The sequence below is a fragment of the Streptomyces sp. NPDC048352 genome (assembly GCF_040651895.1).
In the GTDB taxonomy this organism is placed as follows: Bacteria; Actinomycetota; Actinomycetes; order Streptomycetales; family Streptomycetaceae; genus Streptomyces.
This window is the reverse complement of sequence record NZ_JBEZKZ010000035.1, coordinates 12,689-39,502: the sequence shown is the minus strand read 5'-3', so window position 1 is coordinate 39,502 and position 26,814 is coordinate 12,689. Positions and strand designations below refer to the sequence as shown.

Here is a 26,814-nt window from a genome sequence, read left to right as displayed (position 1 = left end):
TGATCAATGGGCACCAAGCGGGTGCCCAGCTACCGGTGGGAAGGAACGTCCCCCCGCGGGGCGGACGCGGCGCGTGGCCGAAGCACGGCGTCCGGCGCCCGGCCGTATCCGCGGCCGCACCTGCGCCACGCTCAGCAGGTACGGATCCGGCGGCACGGGACGGGTACGGGCGGGTCGAAGCGGTAGGGCTGATTCCGGGCGCTTCGGCGCGGAACGCATGCCACCGGAGCGACCCGCTCCGCCCGGGAGGGCCGGGCTGGCGGGCACCCGTCGCCGCCGGGCGCGGCCCGCTTGACCGGGCCCCGCCACTCGGCGAACGTGGCACGAGCAGTCGGAGCGCAGGACGGAGGCCACCGGTGGGCGAGAACGAACGGCGCATGCGGGCCGGCGACTGGTTCCGCCCCGACGACCCGGTGCTGGCCGCCGCGAGCCGGCGCAGCGCGCTGCTGTGCGCCCACTACAACGCGCCGCAGGTGCTCGCACCGGAGCAGGGCGACGCCCTCCTGCGGGAGTTGCTGGGCCTGGTCGGCGAGGGAGTGCGGATCCGGCCGCCGTTCCACTGCGACTTCGGCTTCCACATCCGGATCGGCACCGGTACGTTCGTGAACTTCAACGCCGTCTTCCTCGACACCGCTCCCATCACGATCGGCGAGGACGTGCAGATCGGCCCGAACGTCCAGCTGCTCACCCCGGCCCACGCCATGGACCCCGGCCTCAGGCGGGCCGGGTGGGAGCGGGGCCTGCCCGTCACCATCGGCGACAACGTCTGGCTGGGCGGCGGGGCGATCGTCTGCCCGGGCGTCACCGTCGGCGCGAACACGGTCGTCGGCGCCGGGTCCGTGGTCGTCCGGGACCTCCCGCCGGACGTCGTGGCCGTCGGCAACCCGGCCCGCGTCGTACGCGCCCTCGGGCCGGACGAGTCGGGGCCCCGCCCCGGTCCGCGGGTCTCCGAGGGGGACTGAGCGCGGCGGGCGGGCGGGTCCTGCCCGGGCGCGGCGTCAGGCATAGGTGACCGTCACCTCGGTGAAGCCGAGGGAGCGCAGCAGCCCTTCGAGGACCGAGGTGGTGTTGCGTTCGGCGCGCTCCGCGAGCCCGCTCGCCCTGGCCGCCCCGCCGATCCGTTCGACCGCGACCCGCTGCACCGCCTGCTCGCCGCCGGGGTTGTCGGAGAAGAAGTCGCCGAGCCGGTCGAGCAGTCCGCGCTGCTGGGAGACCGCGTACGAGCGCGCCGGGTCCAGCGCCGGTGTGCCGAGCGTGGCGTGCGGCAGCCGCAGCGAGGCCGAGGTGCGGTCGGCGCTGACCGTCACGGCCCGCTGGTCGAGTCCGCCCAGCTCGACGTAGGCCGAGACGGAGCCGGCCCCGACGTAGAGGGTGCGGGTGCCCCGGATGGCGTCCGGGAGGAACGGCGCGTCGTGTTCCAGGTCCACCACCACCTGGTAGTCGCCGGCCGCGCCCTCCAGCCGGCTCATGTCCCGCAGGGACTTCAGCACGGCCGGGCCCGTCCGGTCGTGGGTCCGCGCGCCGAGGAGTCCGTCCAGCCCGGGCAGCGGGAGGAAGCGGACCGCGAGGACCAGGAGGGCGGCCGTGACCACGAGGGCGACGGCGCCCCAGGCGGCCGTCCGGCGCCACCGGGGCGGTGCCGTGTCCTTCTCCGAGGTGTTCATACCGCTACGGATGCCCCGTCAGTTCATGGTCACCCGGGCGCGGTTGCGGGGCGGGAGCGGGCGGCGCGGAGCGCGTCGTGCCCTCGGAGCGGGGTACACGGGCCTGCACGGTACGAGCGGGTCACGGAGGGAGCGGTCCATGGACGTGCGCGGGAAACTCGCCGCGGTGCGCCACGCGGAACGGCGGAAGCGGACGGATCGGTGGAAGCGTCCGGAGCGGTGGAGGCGTCCCGAGCGGGCGGTACGGGTGCCGCGGGCCGAGAAGGCGCGGGAGCCCGCCCCGGCCCTGCGGCCCCCCGCCCGGCCGGCGCTGCGCGCCCTGGCGGTGCTGGCCGCCTTCGCCGGGACCGTGGTCTTCAGCCTGATCCTGGCGCGCGTCACACTGGAGCCCTCGGCGGCGTCGGCCGCGCTCGTGCACAGCAACACGCACCCGGGGGCCTCGATCAGCCAGTACCTCGACGGCTCCGTCACGGAGGCCGCCGAACAGCTCGGCGGGAACGTCCTGCTCGGCGTTCCCTTCGGGGTGCTGCTCCCCGTCCTCCTCCCGCAGGCACGCGGGTTGCTGAGGGTGGCGGTGGTGACGGCCGTCGTGATGACGCTGGTGGAACTCATCCAGGGCGCCCTGGTCACCGGACGCGCCTTCGACGTGGACGACGTCCTCCTCAACACCGCGGGCGCGCTGCTGGGCTACCTCCTGCTGGGCCGCCGGATGGGCCGGGCCGTCCACCCGCGCCGCCACCACTGGTGGCACCGCCTGACCCGCCGCGGCGGCCGCACCCCCGCCCGGGGGTCCGCGCTGCCGCCGGCCCGGTAGGGGCAGCGGACACGGCCGCGGGGCCGGGCGGCACCGACGGCCGCCCGTGGTACATCAGGGAGCATGCCGATCAGCGTGGTGATTGCCGATGACCAGGAACTCGTACGCACGGGGTTCCGGATGATCCTGGACAACAGCCCCGGCATCGAGGTCGTGGCGGACGTCCCCGACGGGACCGCGGCCCTGGAGGCCGCGCGGCGGCTGCGCCCGGACGTCCTGCTGGCGGACATCCACATGCCCGGGCCCGACGGACTCGAAGTCACCCGGCTGCTGTGCGGGGAGGGCTCCCCGGGAGCACGCGGCGAGTGGCGCCCCCAGGTCGTCGTCGTCACCACCTTCGACGACGACGCGTACGTACGGACCGCCCTGCGCAACGGCGCCAGCGGCTTCCTCCTCAAGGACGCCGGCCCCGGCCTGCTGGTCGAGGCCGTCCGGGCCGCCGCGGCCGGGGACTCGCTGATCTCCCCCGCCGTCACCGTCCGGCTGCTGACGGAGATGGCGGCCGACGGGGGCGCCCCCCGCGGCGCCCTCCCGCCCCGTGACGTGCTCACCGGGCGGGAGGAGGAGGTCGTGGCGCTGGCCGCGCGGGGGCGCACCAACGCCGAGATCGCGGAGGAACTGCACCTGTCGGTGTCATCCATCAAGGCCCATCTGGCCCGGGTCCAGACGAAGCTGGGGGCCAGGAACCGTGTCGAGGTGGCCCTGTGGGCGTGGGAGAACGGCCTGAGCCGCGGTTAGGCCATCCCCTCGACCGGGTGGACCGGGGGGAGGCACGCCCTGACCTGCCAGCCGCCGGCGGGCAGCGGGCCCGCGGTGAGCCGGCCTCCCATGGCGGCCGCGCGTTCCTTCATGCCCTCGATGCCGAAACCGCCGCCGCGGGCCGGCCCGGGGAGCGGCAGGGCGTGCCGGCCGTCGTCCGTGACCAGCAGTTCCAGGCCCTCGGGGGTGGACGTGAGGGCGATGCGCACGCGGGTCGCGTCGGCGGCGTGCTTGCGGATGTTGGTGAGGGCCTCGCGGGTCAGGCGGTGGATGCCGGCGGCCGTGTCGGCGGGGAGCCGGGCCTCCAGGCCGGGTTCGATGGCGACCTCGACGGATCGGGTGCCGTCGGCGAACCCGGCGGCCAGCTCCCTGACCTCCCGGATGCCCGCTGCGGGCCCTCGGGACACGCCGCGAACGGGATCGGCCCGGCGCATCACGGTCACCAGGCGGCGCATGGCGCCGAGCGCTTCCTCCGCCTCCCGCCCGATGCCCGCGAGGACGCCGTCGACGGCCTCGGGGTCCAGGTGCGCGAAGCGCGCCCCCTTGACCTGCACCACGATGCCGGTGACGTGGTGGGCGACGACGTCGTGGAGCTCGCGGGCGAGCTCGCGCCGCTCGGCCGAGCGCATCGCGTCGAGATCCCGGAGCCGCTGCTCGGACTGGGCGCGCAGCAGGAGGGAGAACGCGGCGACCACCATGGTGACGAGCGTGAAGGCGAGGGTCCACTCGTGCGGGTCGGCGTCCCGGGCCGGCACAGCCGCGCAGGCCACCGCGAGGGCGGGGCCCAGGAACAGGGCGGTCCTGGCCGGTCCCCGCCACAGCACGCCCGCCAGCAGCAGGAGCAGGCCGGCGATCTCACCGAGGCCGACGACGGGGACGGGATCGTCGCCCGTCACCAGGACGAGCGTGACCGTCCAGGAGACGGCGGCCGCGACGGCGGCCCGCGCGGTCAGGCAGACGCGCTCCACCGGAACGGCGCACGCGCAGACGATCACCGCGCACCCCACCACCAGGACGGACAGCGTCGTGGACAGGTGTTCGAGGGTCAGGGCGTCCACCGCCGTCAGGCCCAGCAGGCACGCGGCCACCGCGAGCTTGACCCGGGCCGGCCAGGGAGGGTGCCCCTGGGCCCAGCGCATGAACGCCCTCACCGGTCCTGCCGCCCGCCCTGCCTCCGCGCGTCTTCCATGACGCCGACCTACCGCACGCCGCGGGTGCGGAGGGGGCCGAGCGGGTGCACCACGCGCCGACGCCACCCGATCGGCCCAACGCGAGCGATGTGTACTTTCGGGTACCTCCCTTTCCATCCCTTAGGCCGATACGGGCGCCGCCTGTGAATCCGTAGCGTTGTGCGTGTCGAGGAAAGGAAAGACAGGCATCCTTTCCACTCACGAGGGGAAGAGAAATGCGCAACGCATCTGCTCGCCGCCACCTGCGCAACGCGGTGGTCGCTCTGGGAGCCCTGGTGGCCATCGGCGGCACGGGCGCCGCCGCCCATGCGTCAGTGCCTGACACGCCGGAGGGCGTCAGCGCCGTCGCCGTCGCGACACAGCAGCGCAAGCCGGTCAAGGTGGAGCGGCTGGCCGACGGATCGGTCGCCAAGATCTACAAGGTGGGTGACCGCTACGAGGCGAGCATCTTCTTCCGCGGCAAGAAGATCGCCACGCTCAGCTCCACGACCACCGTCTTCCGCCACCACGGCGTGAACTACAGCTTCCACCCCTACAAAGGCAGTGTCTGGGCCGAGAAGGGCAAGCCCGCCAAGCCCCGCCCCGGGGGCCAGGTCAACCCGATACCGAACCCGAACCCCGACCCGGACGACGACACGGCCCCGCCGGTCCCGGCACCCAACCCGAACCCGAACCCGAACCCGGACGACGACACCGCACCGCCGGTCCCGGCACCCAACCCGAACCCGGACGACGACCCGGCCCCGCCGGTCCCGGCACCCGGTCCGGCAGCCGACGACAGCACCGCCCCGCAGTCCTCCGACGCCTGACACCTCCTGACCGGAAAGAGGCCGCCATGGACTTCATCAGGAGATCCGCCCTCGTCCTGGCCTGCGGCGCGGCCCTGACGGCGCCGGCCGCCACCGCCGCCTCCGCGGCGACCGGCCCGGGCTCGCCGCCCGGCCCCGCCCCCTCCGCCACGTTCTGCGGTACCGGGTGGGACGGCGGGCTCGCCGTGTACACCGGGGACAGGGCCCTGTGCCCGACCGCCCTCAAGGTCGCGAAGGCGTTCCACGCGGCCGCGCGGCACGACCCCACCAGCGAGAAACCGCTCTCCGTCCGGGTGGGCGGCGTCCCGTGGACATGCGAGACCCGTGAGGGATCCCCCAACCCGTACATCGCCTGCGTCAACCGGAAGGACCCGGGACAGCAGTTCACGCTGAATTCCTGACGCAGGAGCCGGAACCGCCGGAACGGCCGCGGGCCGGCGCGGCGCCGGGACTCCCCGTCCCCGCGCCGGCCCGCGTCCGGCAGCCCGCACCGACACGAGGAGCACGACGACATGCGTACGACCCCCCTGCGCTTCGCGGCCACCGCCGTCCTCGGCGCCGTCCTGGCCGCCGCGCCCGCCGCGACGGCCGCAGCGGCCGACACCCCCACCCCCAGCGCCTCCCACGAGGTCGGAACGGTCTTCACGACGAACCTGCACGGGCTGCCGTACTGCCCGGTCGGCTACGGCTACGTGGTCATCGACCGCGGCGAGGCCGTCCTCGTCGCCGGCAGCGGCAACTTCGTCAACGACGTCCTCACCCCCGGGCAGACCGTCGAGGACGGGCTCGGCGGCACGCTCACGTTCCACAAGGACGGCCGCACCATCACGTACGGCGACCACGACCACGGCGGCCGGCTCGTGACCGAGGCCTGCAAGCCCCACGCGTAGCCCCGCCGCACCCGCTCGGCCGGAGTTACTTCGACGGCACTCCCCGGCGGGTGTACCTGCGGATGCGGTAGCGCAGGCCGGACGCCGAGGACTGCCAGCCGCCGTCCGCGGCGGCCTGCCACTCGGGGCCCGGTGCCGGGGCGTAGGTGTCGCCGTCCACCGTCGTGTCGATCTCCGTCACGGAGAGCGTCGTGGCGTGGTCCAGGGCGGCGCGGTAGATCTCACCGCCGCCGATCACCCAGGTCTCGGCGGAGCCGGCCGCGAGTTCCAGGGCCCCGGCGACCGACCCGGCACGTTCGGCCCCTTCGGAGGCCCAGTGCGGATCGCGCGTCACCACGATGTTGCGCCTGCCGGTCAGCGGACGGAACCGCGGGGGCAGCGAGTCCCAGGTCCGCCGGCCCATCACCACGGGGTGGCCGAGCGTGGTCGCCTTGAAGTGCGCCATGTCCTCGGGCAGCCGCCACGGGATCGTGTTGTCCGCGCCGATCACGCCGTCCCGGGTCTGCGCCCAGATCAGTCCGACGTTCACACCGCCACCGGCGCCTTGATGGCGGGGTGGTGCCGGTAGTCGAGCACCTCCACGTCGGCGTAGGCGTACTCGAAGAGCGAGTCGGCCCGGCGCAGGCGCAGCCCGGGGAAGTCGAACGGGGTGCGCGAGAGCTGCTCGGTCACCTGCTCGACGTGGTTGTCGTAGATGTGGCAGTCGCCGCCGGTCCAGATGAAGTCGCCCGGTTCCAGGCCGGCCTGCTGCGCCACCATGTGCGTGAGCAGTGCGTAGCTGGCGATGTTGAACGGGACGCCGAGGAACAGGTCCGCGCTGCGCTGGTACAGCTGGCAGGAGAGCTTGCCGTCGGCCACGTAGAACTGGAAGAAGGCGTGGCAGGGGGCCAGGGCCATCTTGGACAGCTCGGCGACGTTCCAGGCCGAGACGATCATCCGCCGGGAGTCGGGGTCGCGGCGCAGGGTGTCGAGCACCTCGGTGATCTGGTCGATGTGCCGGCCGTCGGGGGTGGGCCAGGAGCGCCACTGGACGCCGTAGACCGGGCCCAGTTCACCGTTCGCGTCGGCCCACTCGTCCCAGATGGTGACGCCGTGGTCGTGCAGCCAGCCGACGTTCGAGTCGCCGCGCAGGAACCACAGCAGCTCGTACACGATCGACTTCAGGTGCACCTTCTTGGTGGTGACCAGGGGGAACCCCTGTGAGAGGTCGTAGCGCAGCTGGTGCCCGAACACGCTTCGGGTGCCGGTGCCCGTCCGGTCGGCCTTGGCCGTCCCGGAGGTGAGCACCAGCCGCAACAGGTCTTCGTACTGGGTATCCGCCACAGGCGTCGAGTCTACTGGCGGTGCGGGGGTGTGTTCGACCGGCATGGGCTCCGGCCTGCCCGTATGGCCGCCGTGTCGCTCACCCCGCCGTCCGGCGCCGACGGGCACAGTGGTCGGGCAGGCCGGCGCGCGCGACGGCGCCCGACGTCCAGGGAGGCCCCATGGCCGACAACGACCCCGCCCCGGCCAGCCGTCGCGCGGTCCTGATGGCCGCGGGCACGGCAGGCGTGGGGGCGCTCGCGTCCGTCCTGGCCGCGTCCGCCGCCGCGGGTGCGGACGCCGGACCGCCCTCGGCCGCGGGCCCGGCGGCGCCCGGCTGCGTCCTGACCACCGAGTGGGGTGCGGGCCCGTACTACCTCGACCTCGACCTGGTCCGCTCCGACATCACCGAGCGGCGCGAGGGCGTCCCCTTCCGGCTCGACCTGACCGTCGTCCGTACCTCCCAGGGCTGCCGGCCGCTGGAAGGGGCAGCGGTCGACGTGTGGCAGGCCGACGCCGCCGGCGACTACTCCGCGGGCGGCGCGACGTGGCTGCGCGGCACGCAGTTCACCGACGGCGCGGGGCGGTGCACGTTCCGGACCGTCGTCCCCGGCTGGTACGCGGAGCTGGCCCCGCACATCCACTTCAAGGTGCGGCCGGACAACCGCACGGAGACGTCCTCGCAGCTGTTCTTCCCCGAGGACCTGCTGAAGGAGCTGTACGCGCGCGAGCCCTACGCGCAGCGCGAGGTCCCCGGGCACCCGAACGAACGCGACAACCGCTACCGCGCCTCGGGAGCCGCGCTGACCCTCGCGCCCGTGCCCGACGGCGCAGGCTTCCGGGCCGCCTACACGGTCGGCATCGCCTGACCCACCGCGTCGGCCATGTTCCTTCGCGGGGACGGGGTTTGGGGGCGGCGATCGGGGACACACGCGCCGGTGACGGTGGCACGTCTCTCCAGGCCGGCGACGATCGCGGCCGGTGACCGCAGGCGGCACCCCTTCTCCCCGGGTCCCGCCTGCGGGCCACCGCCACGGCACCGCTCCGTCGTCCCGCCGCGGCACAGCCCGCGCCCGGTCCCTGCCTCCCCGCGGACCCGGCCCGGCCAAGCCCCCGGCGCCCACTGTGTCTCACAGCGGTCCCCGGGCCGCCGGCGGGACGACGACCGCCCCGCCCCCGCCCCCGCTTCCACGGCGCCGCGGTGCGGGTGGCCGAGGATGGGGGGATGACAGACACCTTCACGACCCGGACCGTCGACGTCACCACCGGCTCCGCGGAAACCGTCCACGATCTGACCGCCGCCTGCGCCGGCTTCCTGCGCGAGGTCGCCGGGGGGCGGGACGGGCTCCTCAACGTCTTCACCCCGCACGCGACGGCCGGCCTCGCGGTCATCGAGACGGGTGCGGGCAGCGACGACGACCTGCTGGACGCCCTCGGGACGCTGCTGCCCGCCGACGACCGCTGGCGCCACCGGCACGGCTCCCCCGGCCACGGCCGCGACCACGTCCTCCCGGCGCTCGTGCCGCCGCACGCCACGCTGCCGGTGGTCGGCGGCGAACTCGCGCTGGGCACCTGGCAGTCGGTGGTCCTGGTGGACACCAACCGGGACAACCCGCGGCGTACCGTACGGCTGTCCTTCCTCGGGGGCTGAGGTGGTCCGTACGGACCAGTGGCGGTTTGCGGGGTCGGGCGGCGGGCAACAGCGCGTGCATGGCTGAGCTTGGGGGACACTGCGCGAGCAGGGACACGGAGACCGTCACCACGAAGGTACCGGCGCGGCTTGACCGGCTGCCCTGGTCGCGGTGGCACTGGATGATCGTGATCGGGCTGGGGACGGTGTGGATCCTCGACGGCCTCGAGGTGACCATCGTCGGCAACATCGCCGGGCGCCTCTCCGAGGACGGCAGCGGCCTGTCCATCACCGACGCCCAGGTCACCGGTGTCGCCGCCGCCCTGTACGTGGCCGGGGCGTGTGCGGGGGCGCTGGTCTTCGGCCGGCTGACCGACCTCTTCGGCCGCAAGAAGCTCTTCCTCGTCACCCTCGGCCTCTACCTCGCGGCGACCGCCCTGACCGCGGTCTCCTTCTCGCCCTGGTGGTTCTTCCTCTTCCGCTTCCTCACCGGCTTCGGCATCGGCGGGGAGTACGCGGCCATCAACTCCGCGATCGACGAACTGATCCCGAGCAAGTACCGGGGACGCGTCGACCTGATCATCAACGGCAGCTTCTGGCTCGGTGCGGTCGCCGGAGCCCTGCTGTCCGTGGTCGCGTTGGACACCGACGTGCTGCCCGCCTGGCTGGGCTGGCGGCTGACCTTCGCCCTCGGCGTGGTCCTGGGGCTGGTGATCCTGCTCGTGCGCCGCCACGTGCCCGAGAGCCCCCGCTGGATGTTCCTCCACGGCAAGGCCCACGAGGCCGAGGAGCTGGTCACCGGCGTCGAACGGCAGGTGGAGGCGGAGAAGGGGGTGCGGCTGCCGGAGCCGGACGAGGAGATCACCGTCACCCCGCACCACAGCATCGGCTTCGGTGAGATCGCCCGGACCGTCTTCCGCTCCTACCCCCGGCGGGCCGTCCTCGGCCTGGCGCTCTTCGTCGGGCAGGCCTTCCTCTACAACGCCATCACCTTCGGCTTCGGCACCATCCTGATCCGCTTCTTCGACGTGTCCAGCGGCGTCACCGGCTACTACTTCGCCGTCATCGCCTTCGGCAACTTCCTCGGGCCGCTGCTCCTCGGCCGGTTCTTCGACACCGTCGGGCGCCGCCCGATGATCGCGGGCACGTACGTGCTGTCGGGGCTGCTGCTGTTCGCGACGGCGTGGCTCTTCGGGGCGGGCAGGCTGACCGCGCTGACGATGACCGCCTGCTGGTGCGTGGTGCTCTTCTTCGCTTCGGCGGGGGCGAGTTCGGCGTACCTGACCGTGAGCGAGATCTTCCCGATGGAGACCCGGGCGATGGCGATCGCGTTCTTCTACGCGATCGGCACCGCCGCCGGCGGCATCTCCGGCCCGCTGGTCTTCGCCGACCTCACCTCCAGCGGGGTCCGCGCCGACACCGTCCTGGCCTTCTGCGTCGGGGCCGGGCTGATGGTCGGCGCCGGAGTGGTCGCCGCCTTCTTCGCGGTGGCCGCCGAGGGGCGCTCGCTGGAGGAGATCGCCGCCCCGCTCTCCGTACGGTCCGACACCGCCTCCTGAGGCGGCGCGGCTTCAGTCGACCTGCACCCCGATGACGCAGGTGTCGTCGTCGGTGTCGGACCAGCTCTCGGTGAGCAGGCCGTCCAGCCGGCCGTCGAGGTCGTCGGCCCCCGCGGACACCGAGTCCAGGAGGTGGGCGAGGGAGTCCTGTACGGAGGCGTCCCGGCGCTCGACCAGGCCGTCGGTGAACATCAGCAGGGTGTCCCCCGGTTCGAGCCGGACCTGCTGCTCGGCGTAGGTGACGTCGGGCAGCGCGCCCAGCAGCAGGCCGTCGATGAGGGGGAAGGCCGTGGCGTCGTCCTTCCTGACGAGTACGGGCGGCAGGTGCCCGGCGCGCGCCCAGCGCATCACCCGGGTGCGGGGGTCGTACAGGCCGCAGACGGCGGTGGCCGTGACCTGCTTGGTCAGGTGGTGGGTGACCGTGTTGAGCCAGGACATCAGCTGGCCGGGGCCGGCTCCGGTGACGGCGAGGCCGCGCAGGGCGTTGCGCAGTACGACCATTCCGGTGGCGGCTTCGATGCCGTGGCCGGCGACGTCGCCCACCGACAGCAGGATCAGGCCCGAGGGCAGGACCAGCGTGTCGTACCAGTCGCCGCCGACCAGGGACTCCGTCTCGGCGGGCCGGTAGCGGACCGCGACCCTCATCCCCGGCGCCTCGATGTGGTGGTGCGGGGGCATGATGGCGTGCTGGAGCTGGAGGGCGAGCCGGTTGCGTTCGGCGGATTCGGCTTCCGTGAGGGCGAGCTGGTCCCGGGTCGCGGCGAGGGCCACCTCGGTCCAGTGCTGCGCGGAGACGTCCTGGTAGGCGCCGCGGACGGCGTGCAGCCGCTGGGCCGCGTCCAGCACGGGCTCGGCGACGACCCGTATGTGGCGCAGGATGCCGTCGGAGCGCCGCAGGCGCAGGTCGACGGAGGCGGGGCGCCGGTAGCGCAGGACGGCGCGCAGGAAGCGGCCGAGGGCGGCGGAGTCGTCCGGGTGGGCGTAGTCGGGCAGGTCCCGCAGCGGTACGGGGGACGCGGTGACCGGCAGGCCGTGGAGGGCGTACAGCTCGGAATTCCAGGTGATCTCGCCGTTGGCGAGGTTCTCCTCGAAGCCGCCGATGCGGCCCAGGCGCTGGGCGTGCTGGAGCAGGTTGGCCAGCCGGGCGGTCTCGTCCTCGATCCGCCAGATCAGCAGGACGGCGGCGCCGTGCCGGCTGACGCTGATGTCCGCGACGGAGGTCAGCGGGATCTGGTCGACCAGCGCGGTCAGGCTCACCCGCTCGGCCCGGAAGGGTTCGCCGGTGGCGTGCACCCGCTCGATGGTCTCGAACAGGCCGCTCTCGCCGGCGGCCATCGGGTAGGCCTCCAGCAGCAGGGCTCCGCTGACGTCACCGCGCGGCCGGCCCGCGGGGTCGGCGAACCGGCTGTTCACGTGGCGGATGCGGAAGTCGGCCAGCCGGCCGTCCTCGTCGAGGACGGGGGTGAGGATGATGGTCGGGTCGTGCAGTCCCTCGGCAAGGTCGATCAGCTCCAGGACGTCGGGGAGCAGTGCCTCGGCCACCACGGCGGACGGCGGGGCCGCCGTGTCCAGGGTGTGGGCGCACAGCTCGGCCAGCGCCTCGACCTGACGCTGGACCTGCGGCGGCTGCGGCGGCAGGGGCTGCGGCCAGCAGACTTCGAGGACGCCGTGCACGCGTCCGCCGGTGCCGGCCGGTACGGCCATCCGTCCGCCGTCGGGCCATTGCAGGTGCCCGATCGAGGGGAGGCCCTCTCTGCGCAGGTCGGTGAGGGTCACCGGGGCGCGGTCGCGCAGGGCGAGGCGGGGGACGGTCGCGACGCCCGGGGGTACGTGCCGCCAGCGCGAGGCTTCCTCGGAGGGGAATCCGGCGTGGCCGGCGAGGGTCAGCGAGCCGTCGGGAGCCGCGGCCCACACGGCCACCGCGACCGCCCCCAGCGGGGTCAGGGCGTTGGCCAGCAGGGATTCCGCCACGGCCTGGGTGTCGGCGGCGGCGGCGAGTACGCCGCTCTCGGCGGTGCGCAGGCGCACCGCGACGGCGGAGGTGCTCGGGGCCGGCTGCTGGACCGTCGCGGCGCGTTCGACGAACTCGGCGGCGATCTCGCTGACGTGGTCGCGGGCCGCCTGGTTGACGATGTCGGCGGCGAGTTCGAGCGGGGACAGCCCGGTCTCGCGGCACAGCTCGTCGAGCTGGCGGGCCGCGGCGGCGGGTGTGCAGTCCAGCCGGCCCATCAGGATCCCCTTGGCCAGTTCGACCAGGGCCCGGCCGTCGGCGGCCGCGTGGGCCTCCCGTACCTCTCGGCGCAGGCGCTCGACGGTGGCGACGAGGCGCCCCAGGGGGGTGGGCGCCTGCTGGGGCAGGGAGGGCAGCGGCCGTCCCCCGACGGCGGCCTCGGGCGCTCGCCCGTCGGAGGGCTGGGAGGTGTCGGAGAGGGTCACCGTACGGCCGATCCCTGGTCGACGCGGCCCGGAGCCGTCAGCCAGTGGCGGACGCGGCCGATGAGGTCGTCGGCGTCCACGGGCTTGGTGACGTAGTCGCTGGCCCCGGCGGCGAGGCTCTTCTCCCGGTCGCCGGGCATCGCCTTGGCGGTGACCGCGATGATCGGCAGTTCGGCGTGCTCGGGCATGCTGCGGATCTCCGCGGTCGCGGCGTAGCCGTCCAGCTCGGGCATCATCACGTCCATCAGGATGAGGTCGACCCCGGGGTGGCGGGTGAGCGTGTCGATGCCCTTGCGGCCGTCCTCGGCGTGCAGCACGCGCATGCCGTGCAGTTCGAGGATGCCGCTGAGGGCGTACAGGTTGCGTGCGTCGTCGTCGACGACGAGGACGGTGCGGCCCGCGAGGTCCCCGTCGAGGGCCTGCGGGGCCTGCTCGCCTTCCGCCGCCCGGTTCACGAGCGGCACCACCTCGCCGGGCTGGTCGGCGGACAGGTGCAGGACGATGCGTTCGCGCAGCTCGTCCAGGCTGCTCAGCAGTTCCACGCGGCGGGACTCGGCCCGTTCCCGCACGGCCTGTTCCTGGCCGCTCTTGAGGCGGGGGTTGTTGTGCGCGAGGACCGGCAGGGAGCTGAGCGCCGGGTCCCCGTCGAGCGCGTCGAGGAAGCGCAGGGCCTCACCGCCGGGCATGTCCAGTTCGAGGACGACGCAGTGGAACGGCTCGGACGCCAGTACGGCGGCGGCCTCGCGGGAGCTGGTGGCGCCGACCACCTGGATGCCCGGGTGCTCCCCGCTTCTGGTGTGGCGCGGTACCAGGTCGCGTTCGGCGCTCTCGGCGACGAGGGAGAGCAGGCCGTTGGGGCGTTCCTCGATCACGAGGAGGCGGCGGGCCTGCCGCTGGCGCGCGCCGGAGCTCTCGGCGTCGCCCGAGCGCCGCGGGTCGGGAAGCGCGAAAGCGGCGCCGCGGGGTGCCGGTTCGAGCGCGGCGGGCAGGGCTGCGGAGCCCGGAGCCTCCTCGAAGTCGGCGTGGCTGACCGGGAGGTAGAGCGTGAAGGTGCTGCCCTGGCCGGGCGTGCTCTCCGCCCCGACGGCCCCGCCGAGCAGCTGGGCGATCTCGCGGGTGATGGACAGGCCGAGTCCGGTGCCGCCGTACTTGCGGCTCGTGGTCCCGTCGGCCTGCTGGAAGGCGCCGAAGACGGCCTCGAGCTGCTGTTCGGGGATGCCGATGCCGGTGTCGCGGACGCGGAAGGCCATCATGCTTCCGCGGTGGAGCAGCCCGACGGGCACCTCGGCGTCGGAGGCCCTTTCGATGCGCAGCTCGACGCCACCGCGCTCGGTGAACTTGACCGCGTTGGACAGCAGGTTGCGCAGGATCTGGCGGAGCCTGGAGTCGTCGGTGAAGAGGTCGGCGGGCGCGTCCGGGGCGGTGGTGACGGTGAAGTCGAGGCTCTTCTGCGTGGTCATCGGCCGGAAGGTGGCCTCGACGTACTCCAGCAGCTGCGGCAGGTGGACCCGCTCGGGGTGGATGTCCATCTTGCCCGCCTCGACCTTGGAGAGGTCGAGGATGTCGTTGATCAGCTGGAGCAGGTCGGAGCCGGCCGAGTGGATGATGCCCGCGTACTCGACCTGCTTGGGGGTGAGGTTGCGGGTGGGGTTCTGCGCGAGCAGCTGCGCGAGGATCAGGAGGCTGTTGAGCGGGGTGCGCAGTTCGTGGCTCATGTTCGCCAGGAACTCCGACTTGTACTTGGAGGCCAGCGACAACTGCTGCGCGCGGTCCTCCAGTTCCTGCCGGGCCTGCTCGATCTGCAGGTTCTTGGCCTCGATGTCGCGGTTCTGGCTGGCGAGCAGGGCGGCCTTCTCCTCCAGTTCCGCGTTCGAGCGCTGCAACTCCTCCTGCTGGTCCTGGAGTTCGGCGGAGCGGGCCTGGAGTTCGGCGGTCAGGCGCTGGGACTCGTCGAGGAGTTCGTCGGTGCGCGCGTTGGCGACGATGGTGTTGACGTTGACGCCGATCGTCTCCATCAGCTGGCTGAGGAAGTCGCGGTGGACGGCGGTGAACGCGGAGAACGAGGCGAGTTCGATCACCCCGAGGACCTGGTCGTCGACGACGATCGGCAGGATCATCAGGCTGCCGGGGGTGGTCTGGCCGAGCCCGGAGGAGATGACGTAGTGCGGGGGCACCTGGTCGGTGGCGATGGTCCGGTGGCTGCGGGCCGCCTGCCCGACGAGGGAGTCGCCGAGGGCGAACTGCACGGTGACGCCGTCGGACACGGAGCGGCCGTACGAGCCGACGAGCCGGAGCACGGTGCCCCGGGGGGTCTCCTCGGCCAGGTAGAAGGCGCCGTACTGGGCGGCGACCAGCGGGGTCAGCTCGTCCATGACGAGTTCGGCGACGACCGCGAGGTCGCGGTGGCCCTGCATCAGGCCGGAGATCCGCGCCAGGTTGGACTTGAGCCAGTCCTGCTCCTGGTTGGCGCGGGTGGTCTCGCGCAGCGAGCCGACCATGGAGTTGATGTTGTCCTTGAGTTCGGCGACCTCGCCGGAGGCGTCGACCGTGATGGAACGGGTCAGGTCGCCCTCGGCGACCGCGCTCGCCACCTCGGCGATGGCCCGGACCTGGCGGGTCAGGTTGCCGGCGAGCTCGTTGACGTTCTCGGTCAGCCGCTTCCAGGTGCCGGAGACGCCCTCGACCTCGGCCTGGCCGCCGAGCCGGCCCTCGCTGCCGACCTCGCGCGCCACGCGGGTGACCTCGGCGGCGAACGCGGACAGCTGGTCGACCATCGTGTTGATGGTGGTCTTCAGCTCCAGGATCTCGCCGCGCGCGTCCACGTCGATCTTCTTCGACAGGTCGCCGTTGGCCACGGCCGTGGTGACGAGGGCGATGTTGCGGACCTGGCCCGTGAGGTTGTTGGCCATGGAGTTGACGTTGTCGGTGAGGTCCTTCCACGTGCCCGCCACGTTGGGCACGCGGGCCTGGCCGCCGAGGCGGCCCTCGGTGCCGACCTCGCGCGCCACGCGCGTGACCTCGTCGGCGAACGCGGACAGCGTGTCGACCATCGTGTTGATGACGCCGGCGAGCGCGGCGACCTCGCCCTTCGCCTCCACCGTGATCTTCTGCGACAGGTCGCCGCGGGCGACGGCGGTGGCGACCTGGGCAATGGACCGGACCTGGCCGGTCAGGTTGGACGCCATGACGTTGACGTTGTCGGTGAGGTCCTTCCACGTGCCGGAGACGCCCCGGACCGTGGCCTGGCCGCCCAGGTTGCCCTCGGTGCCGACCTCGCGGGCCACGCGGGTGACCTCGTCGGCGAACGCGGACAGCTGGTCGACCATCGTGTTGATGGTGGTCTTCAGCTCCAGGATCTCGCCCCGCGCGGTGACGGTGATCTTCTGGGAGAGGTCGCCCTGGGCGACGGCGGTGGCCACCTGGGCGATGGACCGGACCTGCGCCGTGAGGTTGCCGGCCATGAAGTTCACCGAGTCGGTGAGGTCCCGCCAGGTGCCCGAGACGCCCTTGACGTCCGCCTGGCCGCCGAGGAGGCCCTCGGTGCCGACCTCGCGCGCCATGCGGGTGACCTCGCCGGCGAAGGAGGAGAGCTGGTCGACCATCGTGTTGATCGTGTTCTTCAGCTCGAGGATCTCGCCCCGGGCGTCCACGGTGATCTTCTGCGAGAGGTCGCCCTGGGCGACCGCGGTGGTCACCTGGGCGATGTTGCGGACCTGGTCGGTGAGGTTTCCGGCCATGAAATTGACCGAATCCGTAAGGTCCAGCCAGGCTCCGCCGACGCCGGGCACCTCGGCCTGGCCGCCCAGCGTCCCCTCGGTGCCGACCTCGCGGGCCACCCGCGTCACCTCGGACGTGAACAGCGACAGCTGGTTGACCATACCGTTGAAGACGGTGGCGATCTCCCCGAGGAGCCCCTCCGCCGCATCGGGCAGCCGGGTGCGGAAGTCCCCGTCACGCACGGCCGTCAGTCCTGCCAGCAGGAGGCGCAGCTCCGACTCGGTGATCCCGCCTTCACCGGGTACCACTGGCGCCCCACCCGGTGCAATCGCGCCAGTCCGCTCAGCCATTGCCAACCTCACTCTCGCTGTTACTGCCGGGTGAAGGCTAACCCGGGCGGCGGTACCCCACGGCCCTCACGCACCCAGGGCGTCATGAACGTCACTGTGCAGCGACAGGACCGTATCCGCCCCGGTCAGGGCGAACAGGCGGCGCAACTGCTCGCCGGGAGCGGCGATCCGCAGCCCGGTCATGCGGTGCACCCGCAGCAGCAGGTTGAGGAAGGAGGAGTCGCCGAACGTGATGGCGCTCGCGTCCAGGATCACCGTCCGGTGCCGGTCCGCCGCGGCGGTCAGGGCCTCCTCCAGGGAGGCCAGTGTGTCCTGGTCCAGTTCTCCGCGTGCCGCGACGACCCACCCCGGCCCGGCCGGGTAGCTGCCCTCGACCACGCCGTCGCCCTGCACGTCCTCTGCTCCGGTCATGTCCGCCTCCCCGGATCTCACCTGTACGGGTTCCGGAATGGAGTATGCATGCTCGATCACCCGACGACGACGCCCCCGTCGCCCGGCACGCCCTGCGGGTGAAATCTTTCGCGTCCCGCAGGATTACGGTCCCGATCCCGGGGCAGAAGCGCGGCTGCAGCCATCGACTACAGGGAGGGAACGGCCACCATGCCTCGTTCGGCCGCAGTCGTAAGCCCCGATCGTGCGACGGACCACCAGGCTCCGGCCTGTGCTCCGGCCGTGGAAGAGCCGTCGGCGGAAGCCCGGCTCCCGCGGGTGGAACAGGCGAGGGAGGTCTCGCCCACGGACGCCAGGGAGTTGTCCCGGCTGTTCTTCGGGAGGTTGCGCACCCTGGAGGAGGGGACGCGGGAGTACCAGTACGCCCGCAACACCCTGATCGAGATGAATCTCTCCCTCGTGCAGTTCGCCGCCCGCCGGTTCCGCGCCCGGGCGGCCGGGGGCGGGGTCGACATGGACGACATCATCCAGGTCGGGACCATCGGCCTGATCAAGGCCATCGACCGGTACGACCCGGACCGCGAAGTGGAGTTCTCCACCCTCGCGCTCCCGTACATCACCGGTGAGATCAAGCGGCACTTCCGCGACACCACCTGGGCCGTCCACGTGCCGCGCCGCCTCCAGGAGCTGCGCACCGAGCTCGCCAAGGCCCAGGAGACCCTCACCGACACCCTGAACCGGGCCCCGACGGTCAAGGAGGTCGCCCAGCACCTCGGTCTTTCGGAGGACGAGGTGATCGACGGCCTGGTCGCCGCGAACGGCTACACCAGCGGCTCCCTGGACACCGCCGAGGCGGACGAGGCCCAGGGATCCGGGCGCCCCGCCCGGGCGCTCGCCGAGAAGATCGGTGACACGGATCCGGCCATGGAGCTCTTCGAGGACTTCCACACCCTCGCCCCGCTGCTGCGGGAACTGGAGCCGCGGGACCGGCTGATCCTGAGCATGCGGTTCGGCCAGGAGAAGACCCAGGCCGAGATCGGGGCCGAACTCGGCATCTCGCAGATGCAGGTGTCCCGGCTGCTTTCGCGTACGCTGGGCCGGCTGCGCGCCGGAATGCTCACCTCTTAAGGAGTCGTGGTGGCCCTGACAGCTCTGCCGCTGGGAGACCGTGCCGGCGCGCGCCTCAGCGGCAGCGGGGACCTCGACACGCGGCCGGCGCTGTGCTCGGCGCTGGCCGCCGTGAGCCGGATCCCCGGTCCCGTGGTCCACCTCGACCTGTCGGCCGTGAGCTTCCTCGACGCGGCCGCCGTGGCCGCCCTGGTGCAGGCGTCGGCCGCGTTCCGCGGGCAGGGCAGGTGCCTGTTGCTCCACAGCCCGCCATACTCGCTCCGCAAGGTAGTGGAGATGTTCCCGGACGAATGTGCCGCGCTGGAGGTCGCAGCATGATCACAGTTCCTGCGGCCAACGGCCCCGGGGCCTTCGTCCATCCCGCACTCTTCTACCAGGGACTCGACGAGTACCTGGCCGGCGTGGGTGGATTCGTGCGTACGGCGCTCGGATCGGACGAGCCGGTCCTGGTCGCCGTACCCGGCCCCCGGCTCGACGCGCTGCGGGACAGCCTCGCCGGCACCGGGTCGGACATCGAGTACGTGGACATGACGCGGCTGGGACGCAATCCGGGCCGCATCCTCGCCGCCCTGCGGGACTTCGCCGAACGGCACGAGGGTCGGCCCGCCCGGATCGTCGGCGAGCCGATCTGGCCGGGCCGGACGGCGGCCGAGGTGCTGGAGGCCACGCGTCACGAGGCCCTCATCAACACCGCCTTCGCGGGCCGCGACGCCACCATCCTGTGCCCGTACGACGTGACCGGGCTCTCCGAGGACGTCGTGGCGGACGCCCGGCGGACGCACCCCACGGTCATCGAGAAGGGCCGGGAGCTGCCGAGTCCCGCCTACACCGACGCCGCGGCCGTCTGCGGCGGCTGCGACCTCCCGCTGCCCGAACCGGCTCCGGGAGCGGCGAGCCTCGACTACGTGAGCGGGGACCTCGCCCTGGTGCGCGACTTCGCCGAGTCCTGGGCCCGCGACACGTCCCTGTCTCCGGGGCGGCGGGGCGACCTCATCCTCGCCGTCAGCGAGGCCGCGGCCAACTCCCTCGCCCACGGCGGCGGGCGGGGCACCCTGCGGCTGTGGACCGCCGGCGGGCAGGGCGTGGTGGCCGAGGTCCAGGACGGCGGCCGCCTGGCCGATCCGCTGGCCGGCCGGCGCCGCCCGGCGCTCGCCTCGACCAACGGCGGGCGCGGCCTGTGGATGATCCACCAGCTGTGCGACCTCGTGGAGATCCGTGCCACGCACACCGGCCTCACCTTGAGACTGCACGTGGCCGACGCCTGAGGACCCTCTCCCCTTAAACTGTCCCGGCACTCGTAGTCGCCGGGGATGCGGCCCGCCGGGTGTCCCCGGCCGGCCCGGGGGCATACGTACGGTCTGGAAACCGACGGAAAACAGCCGGGGCCCTTGCGGTCGCCACGAGAAGAAAGCCGTGTCAAACGGTGGGGGTGAGACCACAGTGAAGAGCAGCGGATCGCCGACCGGCCATCCCCCGCACCCGCAGTCGGCGGTAGCGGGCCAGCGCCGACTCCTGGCGCTGGACGGTGTGCGCGGCCAGGTCGCGAAGGGCCGCGATTTCGCGCGCCAGGCGTTGCGCGACTGGGACTGGGGCGGGACGGAGACCTCGGAGGACACCCTGCTCGTCGTCTCCGAGCTGGTCACCAACGCCGGCCTGCACGCGGACGGCTGCCTCCAGCTCGTCCTCACCCGCGGTGACGCCCTGCGCATCGAGGTCTTCGACGGTTCCACGGCCCTGCCGCGCCGCGACCTCTCCCCCCGGCGCGGTGTCCCGGGCGGCCACGGACTCAACATCATCGACCGCCTCTGCGACCGCTGGGGCGCCGAGCCCTCGGCGCACGGCAAGGTGGTGTGGGCGGAGATCGACGGCTCCCGGCTCGTCTCCGGCCGTTCCGTGGAGCGCTGAGCCGGCCGCCGCCGCGCCCGCCCGGCCCTCAGCGCACCTCGATGACGAGGAGGCAGGTGTCGTCCGCGAACTCCTCCCGCCCGTAGAGGTCCATCAGCGTGTCCAGGACGTGCTGGGCGCCCAGCCCGGAGCAGGTGGCCAGGCGTCGACGGAGCGTGGCGATGCTCTCCCCCAGGTCCTCGCCCCGCCGCTCGACGAGGCCGTCGGTGTAGACCAGCAGGACGTCCCCCGCTCGCAGGTCCACCGTCGCGGTGGCGTACCGGTCCCCCGGCAGCAGGCCCAGCAGGGGGCCCCGGTGCGAGGAGTCCAGGGTCGTCGCGCTGCTGCCCCGGAGCAGCAGCGGCGGCGGATGGCCCGCGCAGGCCCAGGTGAGGCGCCGGCCGGTGTCGATGTGCCCGATGACGGCGGTGGCCGTCTCGCCGGAGGGGTCGGCGCAGATCAGGTCGTTCAGCCAGGTCGTCAGGTCTCCGGCGTCGGTACCGGGGGCGTGGGCGAGGCCCGCCAGGGCGTGCCGTTGCTGCGCCATCCGGGCGACGGCGCCGAGCCCGTGGCCGCAGGCGTCCCCCACGGCGAGCAGGATCCTGCCGTCCGGCAGGACCCGGCACTTGTACCAGTCACCGCCGACGGCGGCGTCCGGCTCGGCCGGCAGGTAGGCCGCCGCCACGGCGTAGCCCAGCTCGGCGATCTGTGAGGAGTGGGTGGGCAGGAGCGCCTCGCGCAGCGCGGAGGCGACCCGCCGCTCGGCGGCCGCCTCCTCGCGGAGCCGCTCGGTCTGCCGCCGGCTGGCGGCGAGCCGCTCCCTGCTGCGGACCTGCGGGGTCAGGTCGCGGGCGATCAGGTAGAACGCCCAGGGCAGCCCGTGGGTGTCGATCACCGGGCGCCCCACCACGTGCAGGGTGCGGACGTCGCCGTGGACGTTGAAGCGGATGTCGGTGCCGGACGGCTCCTCGCCGTCGAAGAGTTCCCTCAGCAGCAGGCCGAAGCGGGTCACGTCCTCGGCCAGCACCGCGTCGCACAGGTCCGTGAGGGTCATCCGGCCGTCGGGTCCGGTACGGAAGATCGCGCAGAGGCCGTCGGACCAGGTGGTGGTTCCGGCCAGCAGGTCGAAGTGGGCCCATCCCATCGAGGCGATGTACTGGGCTTCCAGGGACATCAGCTCGGTGTGCACGTGCGCCGGCCGCCAGGTCGCGAGCACCTGCCCGCCGCAGGACGCGGCGTCGTAGAGCAGGGTCGTACGGTGCAGCCGGCCAGCCCGCCATTCGGTGTAGTCGACCGGGTGGGCCCGGAGGGGGTGGCCGGTGCTCAGGACGCCCGTCAGCGCGGCGAGGAGGCCGCCCGCCTCGGCGCCGGGCCGGGCCGCGAGCAGTCTCTGGCCGACCTGCCGGTCGGGCGCGTCGAGCCATTCGGCGGACCGGACGTGGTTTCCGGCGCGGACGACGAAGTCGACCGTACGGCCGCCGTCGTCCTCGACGGGGGCGAGGAGGGCGGCGGAGACGGGGATGGCGGGCAGGGTGGCGCACACGCAGGCCCAGGGGTCCTGGTCCCCGCCCGGGTCGCCGCACCGGTGGCCGTCCCGGCCGGTTCCGCAGGAGCAGGCCGGGGCGGCGGGCTCCGCCGGCCGGGCGGGTCCGGCGTCGGGGGCGGGCTCCTCGCGCCGGACCCCGGCGCTGCGTCCCGCCGCGGCGCGCAGCGCGGCCACCTCGCGCGCGATGAGCAGTTTGAGTCCCTCGGGGTCCTCGGGAACGGCGGGACTCATGACGGGCCTGCCTTCCGGCTGGATCGTCCGGACGGCGCGGGTCTGCCGCGTCGTCCGGTGGGGGCACAGGGCCATGCTGCAAGCCGCCGCCGGGGCGCGCACGTCGGGTTCCGCCGACCGGCCCTGAACCGGGGGGTTTGGAATCCCGGGGAGAGGACACACGCGGGATGTCGGTGCGTTGCCCCTTTGAGCGGTGTGGCAACCCCCGAGAGCGGTGGCCGCACTCCGTCCTCCTTCCCCCCGGAACGGCGTGCGGCCACCGCATGGCCATGTCCGCATGCCTGTTCGCATGCCTGTCCGCGTCCGCCCCAGTACGCGCCTTCTCGCGGGGGCCGCTACCCGACGGGCGGGGGCCCGGACACGGCTGTGGCTCCCCGGCGCCTTTTCCAGGCGCCGGGGAGCCACAGCCGAACCTGTCACCGCCGGCGGTCGCGGCCCGCCGTACGGCGCTGTGCGTCGGTGTTCGGGGTCAGGGCGTCGCCCGCCTCCCCGTCCTCGCTGCCGGGGATGACGGCGTCCTCGGCTTCCTTGCGTGCCGCGCGGTCGCCGCTCTCCCCCGGTGCCTTCGAGGGCGGGGTCGTCACCTGGTGCTTCTTGTGCTCGCTCATCTGCGGTGCTCCTTGGGGCGGTTCAGAGGGGGCGGCCGCCGAAGGCGCCACCGGCCTTGTAGTAGGCGGCCAGTTCGTCGTGGTAGCCGGCGTCCCCGAGGTGCTTCTCGCGGTGGAACTCGGGGGCGTTCTTGATCTGCTCCTTCGTCCGGTCCACGTAGATCTTCTCCTCGTCCACGTCGATCCGCGAGACGGTGCCGGCCGGCAGGAGGACCTCCTTGCCGAAGATCCAGGGGCCGGTGTCGACCACGATGTAGGCGGAGCCGGCCTCGTCGGAGTGCTTGTCGACCTTGCCGATGCTGCCGTCGACGGCCTCGACCTTGAAGCCGCTCAGGTCCGCGCCCTGCAGCCGGCCGGACGTCTCGCGGTAGCCCCACGCGTTCTCGGTCATGAAGAGTGGTCCTTTCAGCTCGGATGGTGTTGTCGTCTTGCGTGACAGCCCGCCTGCCCCGCATGTCGGTTCTCACACGGGCGCATCGGGCATGTGCTTCGTTTTCCGGCTTTCGGGCGCGGATCCGTTCGCCGAGCGGCTTTCGCCGCGGGCCGGGGGCGGCTGAAGTAGGAGGCATGCCTCCCACACAGTCCGTACCGACCGCCGAACCCCCGGAGGAAGGTGGCGGCGACGACTGCGAGCGGGTCCGGCGCGTCCTGGCCCTGGCCGGCTTCGACACGTCGTCGCGGGAGGGGGAGGGCCTGCGGGTGTGGGCCGCCGCCGAGGGGGTCATGGTCGGCTGGGTCGCCCGTGAGGTGCTGCGGCCGGCCGTCCAGGTCCACGGCCACGAGGAGGACCTGAGCCGGTTCACCTCGCTGACGGGCCTGCACACGGCACTTCGGACGGCCCTCGCCGTGACCCTGCGCGAAGCGGGCCTGGAGGTCCGGGCGAGCGGGGAGCACCTGCTGGCCGTCCTGCCCGGGCCGGCTCCGGCAGGTGCGGGGGCCGGGGGCGAGGGGCTGACTCCTCAGGACCGGCCGAGGGTGTGCCGGGGAGCGACGCCGTAGGCAGCCCGGTAGGCCGCAGAGAACCGGCCCTGGTGGTGGAAGCCCCACCGGCCGGCGATGGCCGCGACCGTGTCCCGGGAGGGGTCCGCGGCGACCAGGTCGGCATGGGCCAGGGCCAGCCGCACGCGGCGCAGGTAGGCCATCGGCGTCGTGCCGAGGTGGCGCCGGAAGGCGTACTGGAGGGCTCGCGGGGTGACGCCGGCGGCCGTGGCCATCTCGGCCAGGCCGATTTCGCCGGCCGGCCGGGACTCGATGAAGGCGACGGCCCGGCGGACGGCGTCCGGCGTCGCGTCCCGGGTGTCCGCGAGGACGGGATCGGGCCGGGCATCGGTGGGGAAGGCGGCCAGGACGGTCGCGGCGAGCATCCTGGCGACGGCGTCGACGACCAGCGGTTCGCCGCCCGCCGGCCGGGCCAGGACGCTCTCCTCGACGTAGTCGACGGTCCTCTTCCACTGGCCGGCCATGGCCGGGGAGACGGGGGTGAAGCGGAGGAAGCGCAGTGGACGGGCGGCCTGCCCGGGCGGGCGGCCCGCGAGTTCCTCCACGAGGGCGACCGGTACCGTCACGGCCCGCAGCTCGGCCGCGTACACCCGACCGGCGTAGGGCAGATGGGGCTGTGAGATCGCCAGGACGTCGCCGGGGCCGGCTTCCGTGACGTCGTCCGCGCATTCCCGGGCCATACGGCCGCCGACCACATGGGTGACGGCCACGGCGCCGAGGGCTCCGGTCGCGTAGGAGTAGTCCGTCGGCAGGGAGAGGGTGCTGAGCGACACGGGGCCGGCGCTGGCGCGGGAGTACCGGAAGGGGCTGCGGGGCTCGGGCGCCTTGATGCGCAGGCTCGTCCCGTACGCGGCCTTCAGCCAGTCCCGGGCCTCGTCGACATCGGTGGTCCGGAAGGCGGGCGTGCCGGCTGGACCCGGGTTCTGCGGCTGTCGCACGGCGAGGGTCCCCCTGTTCCGCGGCGGGCGCGGCACGGAGGAGCAGCGCGGCTTCAGCGTACGCCGGACCGCGGGCGGGCAGATGCGCCCGGCCCTGCTGTCCGGCCCCGTACCGCCGTCTTCCCCGCCGGGGGGCCGCCGTCCTGTGCCCGTCAGCCGCCCGGCCCCGGTGTGGGACGGGAGCGGCGGCGGGGGCCGCCGACGGGGTGGCCGGGTGGCGCCGGTGCCTGCCCCGGGGCAGGGCCGGCTTCGGCTCTCCGGACGCTCCGCGGTCCGTCGGGGGATCCGGCACGGGGTGCGGGGGCCCGGCACCCTGCCGGGGCGGGGCCGCAGCGCTTGCCGCCGGGCCCAGCATGCGCTCCTCGTAGCGGCCGAGCCCGAGGACGGCGCACAGCAGCAGGGGTGGGATGAGCAGCGCCAGGAACAGCACGGAGGGCTACCGGTGCCTGGTCAGCGTGGTCACCAGGACGAGCACGGCGAAGGCCATCACCAGCAGGTGCAGCCACACGGGTCCGGATGGCGCGGCCCAGGCGAGCACCGCGGTCGTGTTCGATGTCATACAGGCGCGCATGCCCCCGTGCGGAGAGGTGACACAGCCGGCGGGCGGCCGTCCGGGGCCGAGTGGCAGGTTTGATCCGAACGGGTGGGAACAGACGTGCTCCTGACACCGGTACGGATACCGACGCTGAAGGAGCGACCCATGCCGAAGCCTCCCCGCCTCCGCCCTGTGCTCGAGCACTGGGCCTGGCAGTTCCACGCCGCGTGCCGGGGGGTGGAGTCGGAGCGGTTCTTCGGCCCCTGGAACGAGTCCCGCGGCGACCGGGAGCAGCGCGACCAGCAGGCGAAGGAGTTGTGCGCGTCCTGCCCGGTGCGCCAGGCGTGCCTGCGGCACGCGCTGCTGATGGGTGAGTCCTACGGCGTGTGGGGCGGTTTGACCGCCCCGGAGCGACGCCGGCTCCAGACCGTCGGCTAGGCCATGCCTGCGGTCTGCGGCGGCGCGGGCGGTCGCGAGGAGGGGTCTGCCGGTCCGGCGGGCCCCTCTTCTCTGCGGCCGGGGACTTCTCGCACCGGCAGGTGGCAAGGGTGGGTCCGTGGCCGGGCGTTAATCCATTCGAGTCGGCAACGACCATGACGGAAGCGGTAGTTCGCTCACAAAAGCGTCCCTCCCCAGCCGGCCGGAGCCTTTCACCGGGCCTCGACAGAGGTGGGGCGCCGAACGGGCGAATGGCCTGTCCGGGTGGGCACATGATCTCCGGCCGGTTTACCCAACCGAGATAATTCCTGCCGTGTCCGACGCCTCGCAGGTGGACACTTCGTGCAAAATGGGCGGTCGTCGGGAGCCGTTACGCAGTCACCGAGAACAGTCACCGTCATGGTCTTGTTCCTGTATCGAATGCGCAGGTATCACGATTGCCGAAAACAAAAAAACGCCCCGAGAGCCATCGCTCCCCCGCTTTGTTCCTCGCGATCTCCGTGGCCGCCGCCCTGTTCACGCCCGCCAGCCCGGCGCAGGCCGCTTCGCTCTACGGCATAAAGGCCGTTGCCATCGCGGCATCCAAGAAAGGCTCCCCTTACGTCTACGGCGCCACAGGGCCCAACGAATTCGACTGCTCAGGACTGACCCTCTACGCCTTCCGCAAGGCCGGCCGGGCCCTTCCCCGCACCGCGGCGGCCCAGTACGAGAGCACCCTGCACATCCCGCGCACCCAGCGCGCACCCGGCGACCTGGTCTTCTTCCCCACAGGGGGCACCATGGGCCACGTCGGCATCTATGCGGGGCACAACAAGATCTGGCACGCCCCCAAACCCGGTACCCGTGTGCGGCTCGAGCGCATCTGGACCGGCACCGCCCGCTACAGCCGGGCCAATTGAGCGGCCGCGAACAGGCCGACACCGACGACCGGTGAAACAGCGAAACCCGACCGGCGAACCACGGCCGGCGAACGGCGGGCATCCCCGAAAGCCCGGGG

At 73.2% G+C, this 26,814-nt stretch carries 28 protein-coding genes; 16 read left to right on the top strand and 12 right to left on the bottom strand.

Annotation, left to right across the window (positions count from 1 at the left end; all coding sequences use genetic code 11):
• Nucleotides 1-356 precede the first annotated feature (356 nt).
• Nucleotides 357-962 carry a sugar O-acetyltransferase gene (locus AB0D45_RS19430; RefSeq protein WP_362460494.1) on the top strand — a complete coding sequence of 202 codons (606 nt, stop codon included), beginning with the start codon at nt 357-359 and terminating at the stop codon, nt 960-962.
• Nucleotides 963-998: 36 nt separating this feature from the next.
• On the opposite strand, the gene AB0D45_RS19425 is transcribed toward AB0D45_RS19430, so the two are convergent.
• Nucleotides 999-1,664: a DUF4230 domain-containing protein gene (locus AB0D45_RS19425; protein ID WP_362460492.1), complete on the bottom strand. Its 666-nt coding sequence runs from the start codon at nt 1,662-1,664 to the stop codon at nt 999-1,001.
• 139 nt (nt 1,665-1,803) lie between these two features.
• Between AB0D45_RS19425 and AB0D45_RS19420 the strand changes: the two genes are divergently transcribed.
• Entirely contained in the window at nt 1,804-2,478 is a 675-nt protein-coding gene (locus AB0D45_RS19420) for a VanZ family protein (RefSeq protein ID WP_362460490.1), read from the top strand.
• Nucleotides 2,479-2,541: 63 nt separating this feature from the next.
• Nucleotides 2,542-3,216, top strand: coding sequence for a response regulator transcription factor (locus AB0D45_RS19415; RefSeq protein WP_362460487.1), 675 nt, complete (start codon nt 2,542-2,544; stop codon nt 3,214-3,216).
• Here the strand turns inward: AB0D45_RS19415 and AB0D45_RS19410 are convergent.
• On the bottom strand, nt 3,213-4,376 hold the full coding sequence (locus AB0D45_RS19410; protein ID WP_362460485.1) for a histidine kinase: 1,164 nt from the start codon (nt 4,374-4,376) through the stop codon (nt 3,213-3,215). The genes AB0D45_RS19415 and AB0D45_RS19410 overlap by 4 nt on opposite strands.
• A gap of 266 nt (nt 4,377-4,642) precedes the next feature.
• Here AB0D45_RS19410 and AB0D45_RS19405 point away from each other — a divergent pair, with 266 nt between their 5' ends.
• The 3 genes from AB0D45_RS19405 to AB0D45_RS19395 all read left to right on the top strand — a co-directional run bounded on the left by AB0D45_RS19405 (nt 4,643) and on the right by AB0D45_RS19395 (nt 6,126).
• A complete protein-coding gene (locus tag AB0D45_RS19405; RefSeq protein ID WP_362460482.1) occupies nt 4,643-5,236 on the top strand; it encodes a hypothetical protein in 594 nt (197 codons plus the stop codon).
• A gap of 26 nt (nt 5,237-5,262) precedes the next feature.
• Complete coding sequence (locus AB0D45_RS19400) at nt 5,263-5,637, top strand: hypothetical protein (protein ID WP_362460479.1); 375 nt, start codon at nt 5,263-5,265, stop codon at nt 5,635-5,637.
• Between the two features lie 111 nt (nt 5,638-5,748).
• Nucleotides 5,749-6,126 (top strand): hypothetical protein, encoded by a 378-nt coding sequence (locus AB0D45_RS19395; protein ID WP_362460476.1) that lies wholly within the window; start codon nt 5,749-5,751, stop codon nt 6,124-6,126.
• 25 nt (nt 6,127-6,151) lie between these two features.
• Here AB0D45_RS19395 and AB0D45_RS19390 read toward each other — a convergent pair whose 3' ends face one another.
• Both AB0D45_RS19390 and AB0D45_RS19385 read right to left on the bottom strand, forming a co-directional pair.
• A complete protein-coding gene (locus tag AB0D45_RS19390; RefSeq protein WP_362460473.1) occupies nt 6,152-6,655 on the bottom strand; it encodes a dihydrofolate reductase in 504 nt (167 codons plus the stop codon).
• On the bottom strand, nt 6,652-7,449 hold the full coding sequence (locus tag AB0D45_RS19385; RefSeq protein ID WP_361606851.1) for a thymidylate synthase: 798 nt from the start codon (nt 7,447-7,449) through the stop codon (nt 6,652-6,654). The genes AB0D45_RS19390 and AB0D45_RS19385 overlap by 4 nt, the downstream gene beginning before the upstream one ends.
• 161 nt (nt 7,450-7,610) lie before the next feature.
• Here AB0D45_RS19385 and AB0D45_RS19380 point away from each other — a divergent pair, with 161 nt between their 5' ends.
• From AB0D45_RS19380 to AB0D45_RS19370, 3 genes are all read left to right on the top strand, one after another.
• Nucleotides 7,611-8,297: an intradiol ring-cleavage dioxygenase gene (locus tag AB0D45_RS19380; RefSeq protein WP_362460470.1), complete on the top strand. Its 687-nt coding sequence runs from the start codon at nt 7,611-7,613 to the stop codon at nt 8,295-8,297.
• A 356-nt stretch (nt 8,298-8,653) separates the two neighbouring features.
• Nucleotides 8,654-9,079 (top strand): YjbQ family protein, encoded by a 426-nt coding sequence (locus tag AB0D45_RS19375; protein ID WP_361606857.1) that lies wholly within the window; start codon nt 8,654-8,656, stop codon nt 9,077-9,079.
• Nucleotides 9,080-9,138: 59 nt separating this feature from the next.
• Nucleotides 9,139-10,617, top strand: a complete 1,479-nt coding sequence (locus AB0D45_RS19370; RefSeq protein WP_362460467.1) for an MFS transporter — start codon at nt 9,139-9,141, stop codon at nt 10,615-10,617.
• Between the two features lie 12 nt (nt 10,618-10,629).
• Here the strand turns inward: AB0D45_RS19370 and AB0D45_RS19365 are convergent, their stop codons facing one another.
• The 3 genes from AB0D45_RS19365 to AB0D45_RS19355 all read right to left on the bottom strand — a co-directional run bounded on the left by AB0D45_RS19365 (nt 10,630) and on the right by AB0D45_RS19355 (nt 17,531).
• On the bottom strand, nt 10,630-13,053 hold the full coding sequence (locus tag AB0D45_RS19365) for a SpoIIE family protein phosphatase (RefSeq protein WP_362460464.1): 2,424 nt from the start codon (nt 13,051-13,053) through the stop codon (nt 10,630-10,632).
• Entirely contained in the window at nt 13,050-17,120 is a 4,071-nt protein-coding gene (locus AB0D45_RS19360; protein WP_362460461.1) for a HAMP domain-containing protein, read from the bottom strand. The genes AB0D45_RS19365 and AB0D45_RS19360 overlap by 4 nt, the downstream gene beginning before the upstream one ends.
• A 66-nt stretch (nt 17,121-17,186) precedes the next feature.
• Entirely contained in the window at nt 17,187-17,531 is a 345-nt protein-coding gene (locus AB0D45_RS19355; RefSeq protein ID WP_361606866.1) for an STAS domain-containing protein, read from the bottom strand.
• Between the two features lie 189 nt (nt 17,532-17,720).
• Between AB0D45_RS19355 and AB0D45_RS19350 the strand changes: the two genes are divergently transcribed.
• The 4 genes from AB0D45_RS19350 to AB0D45_RS19335 all read left to right on the top strand — a co-directional run bounded on the left by AB0D45_RS19350 (nt 17,721) and on the right by AB0D45_RS19335 (nt 20,543).
• Nucleotides 17,721-18,638 (top strand): SigB/SigF/SigG family RNA polymerase sigma factor, encoded by a 918-nt coding sequence (locus AB0D45_RS19350; RefSeq protein ID WP_362460458.1) that lies wholly within the window; start codon nt 17,721-17,723, stop codon nt 18,636-18,638.
• 9 nt (nt 18,639-18,647) lie between these two features.
• Complete coding sequence (locus tag AB0D45_RS19345) at nt 18,648-18,956, top strand: STAS domain-containing protein (RefSeq protein WP_361606872.1); 309 nt, start codon at nt 18,648-18,650, stop codon at nt 18,954-18,956.
• A complete protein-coding gene (locus tag AB0D45_RS19340; RefSeq protein WP_362460455.1) occupies nt 18,953-19,903 on the top strand; it encodes a sensor histidine kinase in 951 nt (316 codons plus the stop codon). Before AB0D45_RS19345 ends, AB0D45_RS19340 begins: the two co-directional genes overlap by 4 nt.
• 175 nt (nt 19,904-20,078) lie before the next feature.
• The gene (locus AB0D45_RS19335) at nt 20,079-20,543 is read left to right on the top strand and encodes an ATP-binding protein (protein WP_362460452.1); all 465 of its coding nucleotides are present in this window, start codon (nt 20,079-20,081) and stop codon (nt 20,541-20,543) included.
• A gap of 28 nt (nt 20,544-20,571) precedes the next feature.
• Here AB0D45_RS19335 and AB0D45_RS19330 read toward each other — a convergent pair whose 3' ends face one another.
• The 3 genes from AB0D45_RS19330 to AB0D45_RS19320 all read right to left on the bottom strand — a co-directional run bounded on the left by AB0D45_RS19330 (nt 20,572) and on the right by AB0D45_RS19320 (nt 23,298).
• Entirely contained in the window at nt 20,572-22,299 is a 1,728-nt protein-coding gene (locus AB0D45_RS19330) for a SpoIIE family protein phosphatase (RefSeq protein WP_362460449.1), read from the bottom strand.
• A 416-nt stretch (nt 22,300-22,715) separates the two neighbouring features.
• The gene (locus AB0D45_RS19325) at nt 22,716-22,907 is read right to left on the bottom strand and encodes a hypothetical protein (protein WP_362460446.1); all 192 of its coding nucleotides are present in this window, start codon (nt 22,905-22,907) and stop codon (nt 22,716-22,718) included.
• Between the two features lie 22 nt (nt 22,908-22,929).
• Nucleotides 22,930-23,298: a PRC-barrel domain-containing protein gene (locus tag AB0D45_RS19320; RefSeq protein ID WP_361611540.1), complete on the bottom strand. Its 369-nt coding sequence runs from the start codon at nt 23,296-23,298 to the stop codon at nt 22,930-22,932.
• A 176-nt stretch (nt 23,299-23,474) separates the two neighbouring features.
• Here AB0D45_RS19320 and AB0D45_RS19315 point away from each other — a divergent pair, with 176 nt between their 5' ends.
• On the top strand, nt 23,475-23,906 hold the full coding sequence (locus tag AB0D45_RS19315) for a hypothetical protein (RefSeq protein ID WP_362460443.1): 432 nt from the start codon (nt 23,475-23,477) through the stop codon (nt 23,904-23,906).
• On the opposite strand, the gene AB0D45_RS19310 is transcribed toward AB0D45_RS19315, so the two are convergent.
• Together AB0D45_RS19310 and AB0D45_RS19305 are read right to left on the bottom strand one after the other, a co-directional pair.
• The gene (locus AB0D45_RS19310; RefSeq protein WP_362460440.1) at nt 23,867-24,844 is read right to left on the bottom strand and encodes a helix-turn-helix domain-containing protein; all 978 of its coding nucleotides are present in this window, start codon (nt 24,842-24,844) and stop codon (nt 23,867-23,869) included. The genes AB0D45_RS19315 and AB0D45_RS19310 overlap by 40 nt on opposite strands.
• Before the next feature lie 436 nt (nt 24,845-25,280).
• Complete coding sequence (locus tag AB0D45_RS19305; RefSeq protein ID WP_362460437.1) at nt 25,281-25,403, bottom strand: hypothetical protein; 123 nt, start codon at nt 25,401-25,403, stop codon at nt 25,281-25,283.
• Between the two features lie 141 nt (nt 25,404-25,544).
• Here AB0D45_RS19305 and AB0D45_RS19300 point away from each other — a divergent pair, with 141 nt between their 5' ends.
• Together AB0D45_RS19300 and AB0D45_RS19295 are read left to right on the top strand one after the other, a co-directional pair.
• Nucleotides 25,545-25,817, top strand: a complete 273-nt coding sequence (locus AB0D45_RS19300; RefSeq protein WP_361611486.1) for a WhiB family transcriptional regulator — start codon at nt 25,545-25,547, stop codon at nt 25,815-25,817.
• A 437-nt stretch (nt 25,818-26,254) separates the two neighbouring features.
• The gene (locus AB0D45_RS19295; RefSeq protein WP_362460434.1) at nt 26,255-26,716 is read left to right on the top strand and encodes a C40 family peptidase; all 462 of its coding nucleotides are present in this window, start codon (nt 26,255-26,257) and stop codon (nt 26,714-26,716) included.
• Nucleotides 26,717-26,814 lie beyond the last annotated feature (98 nt).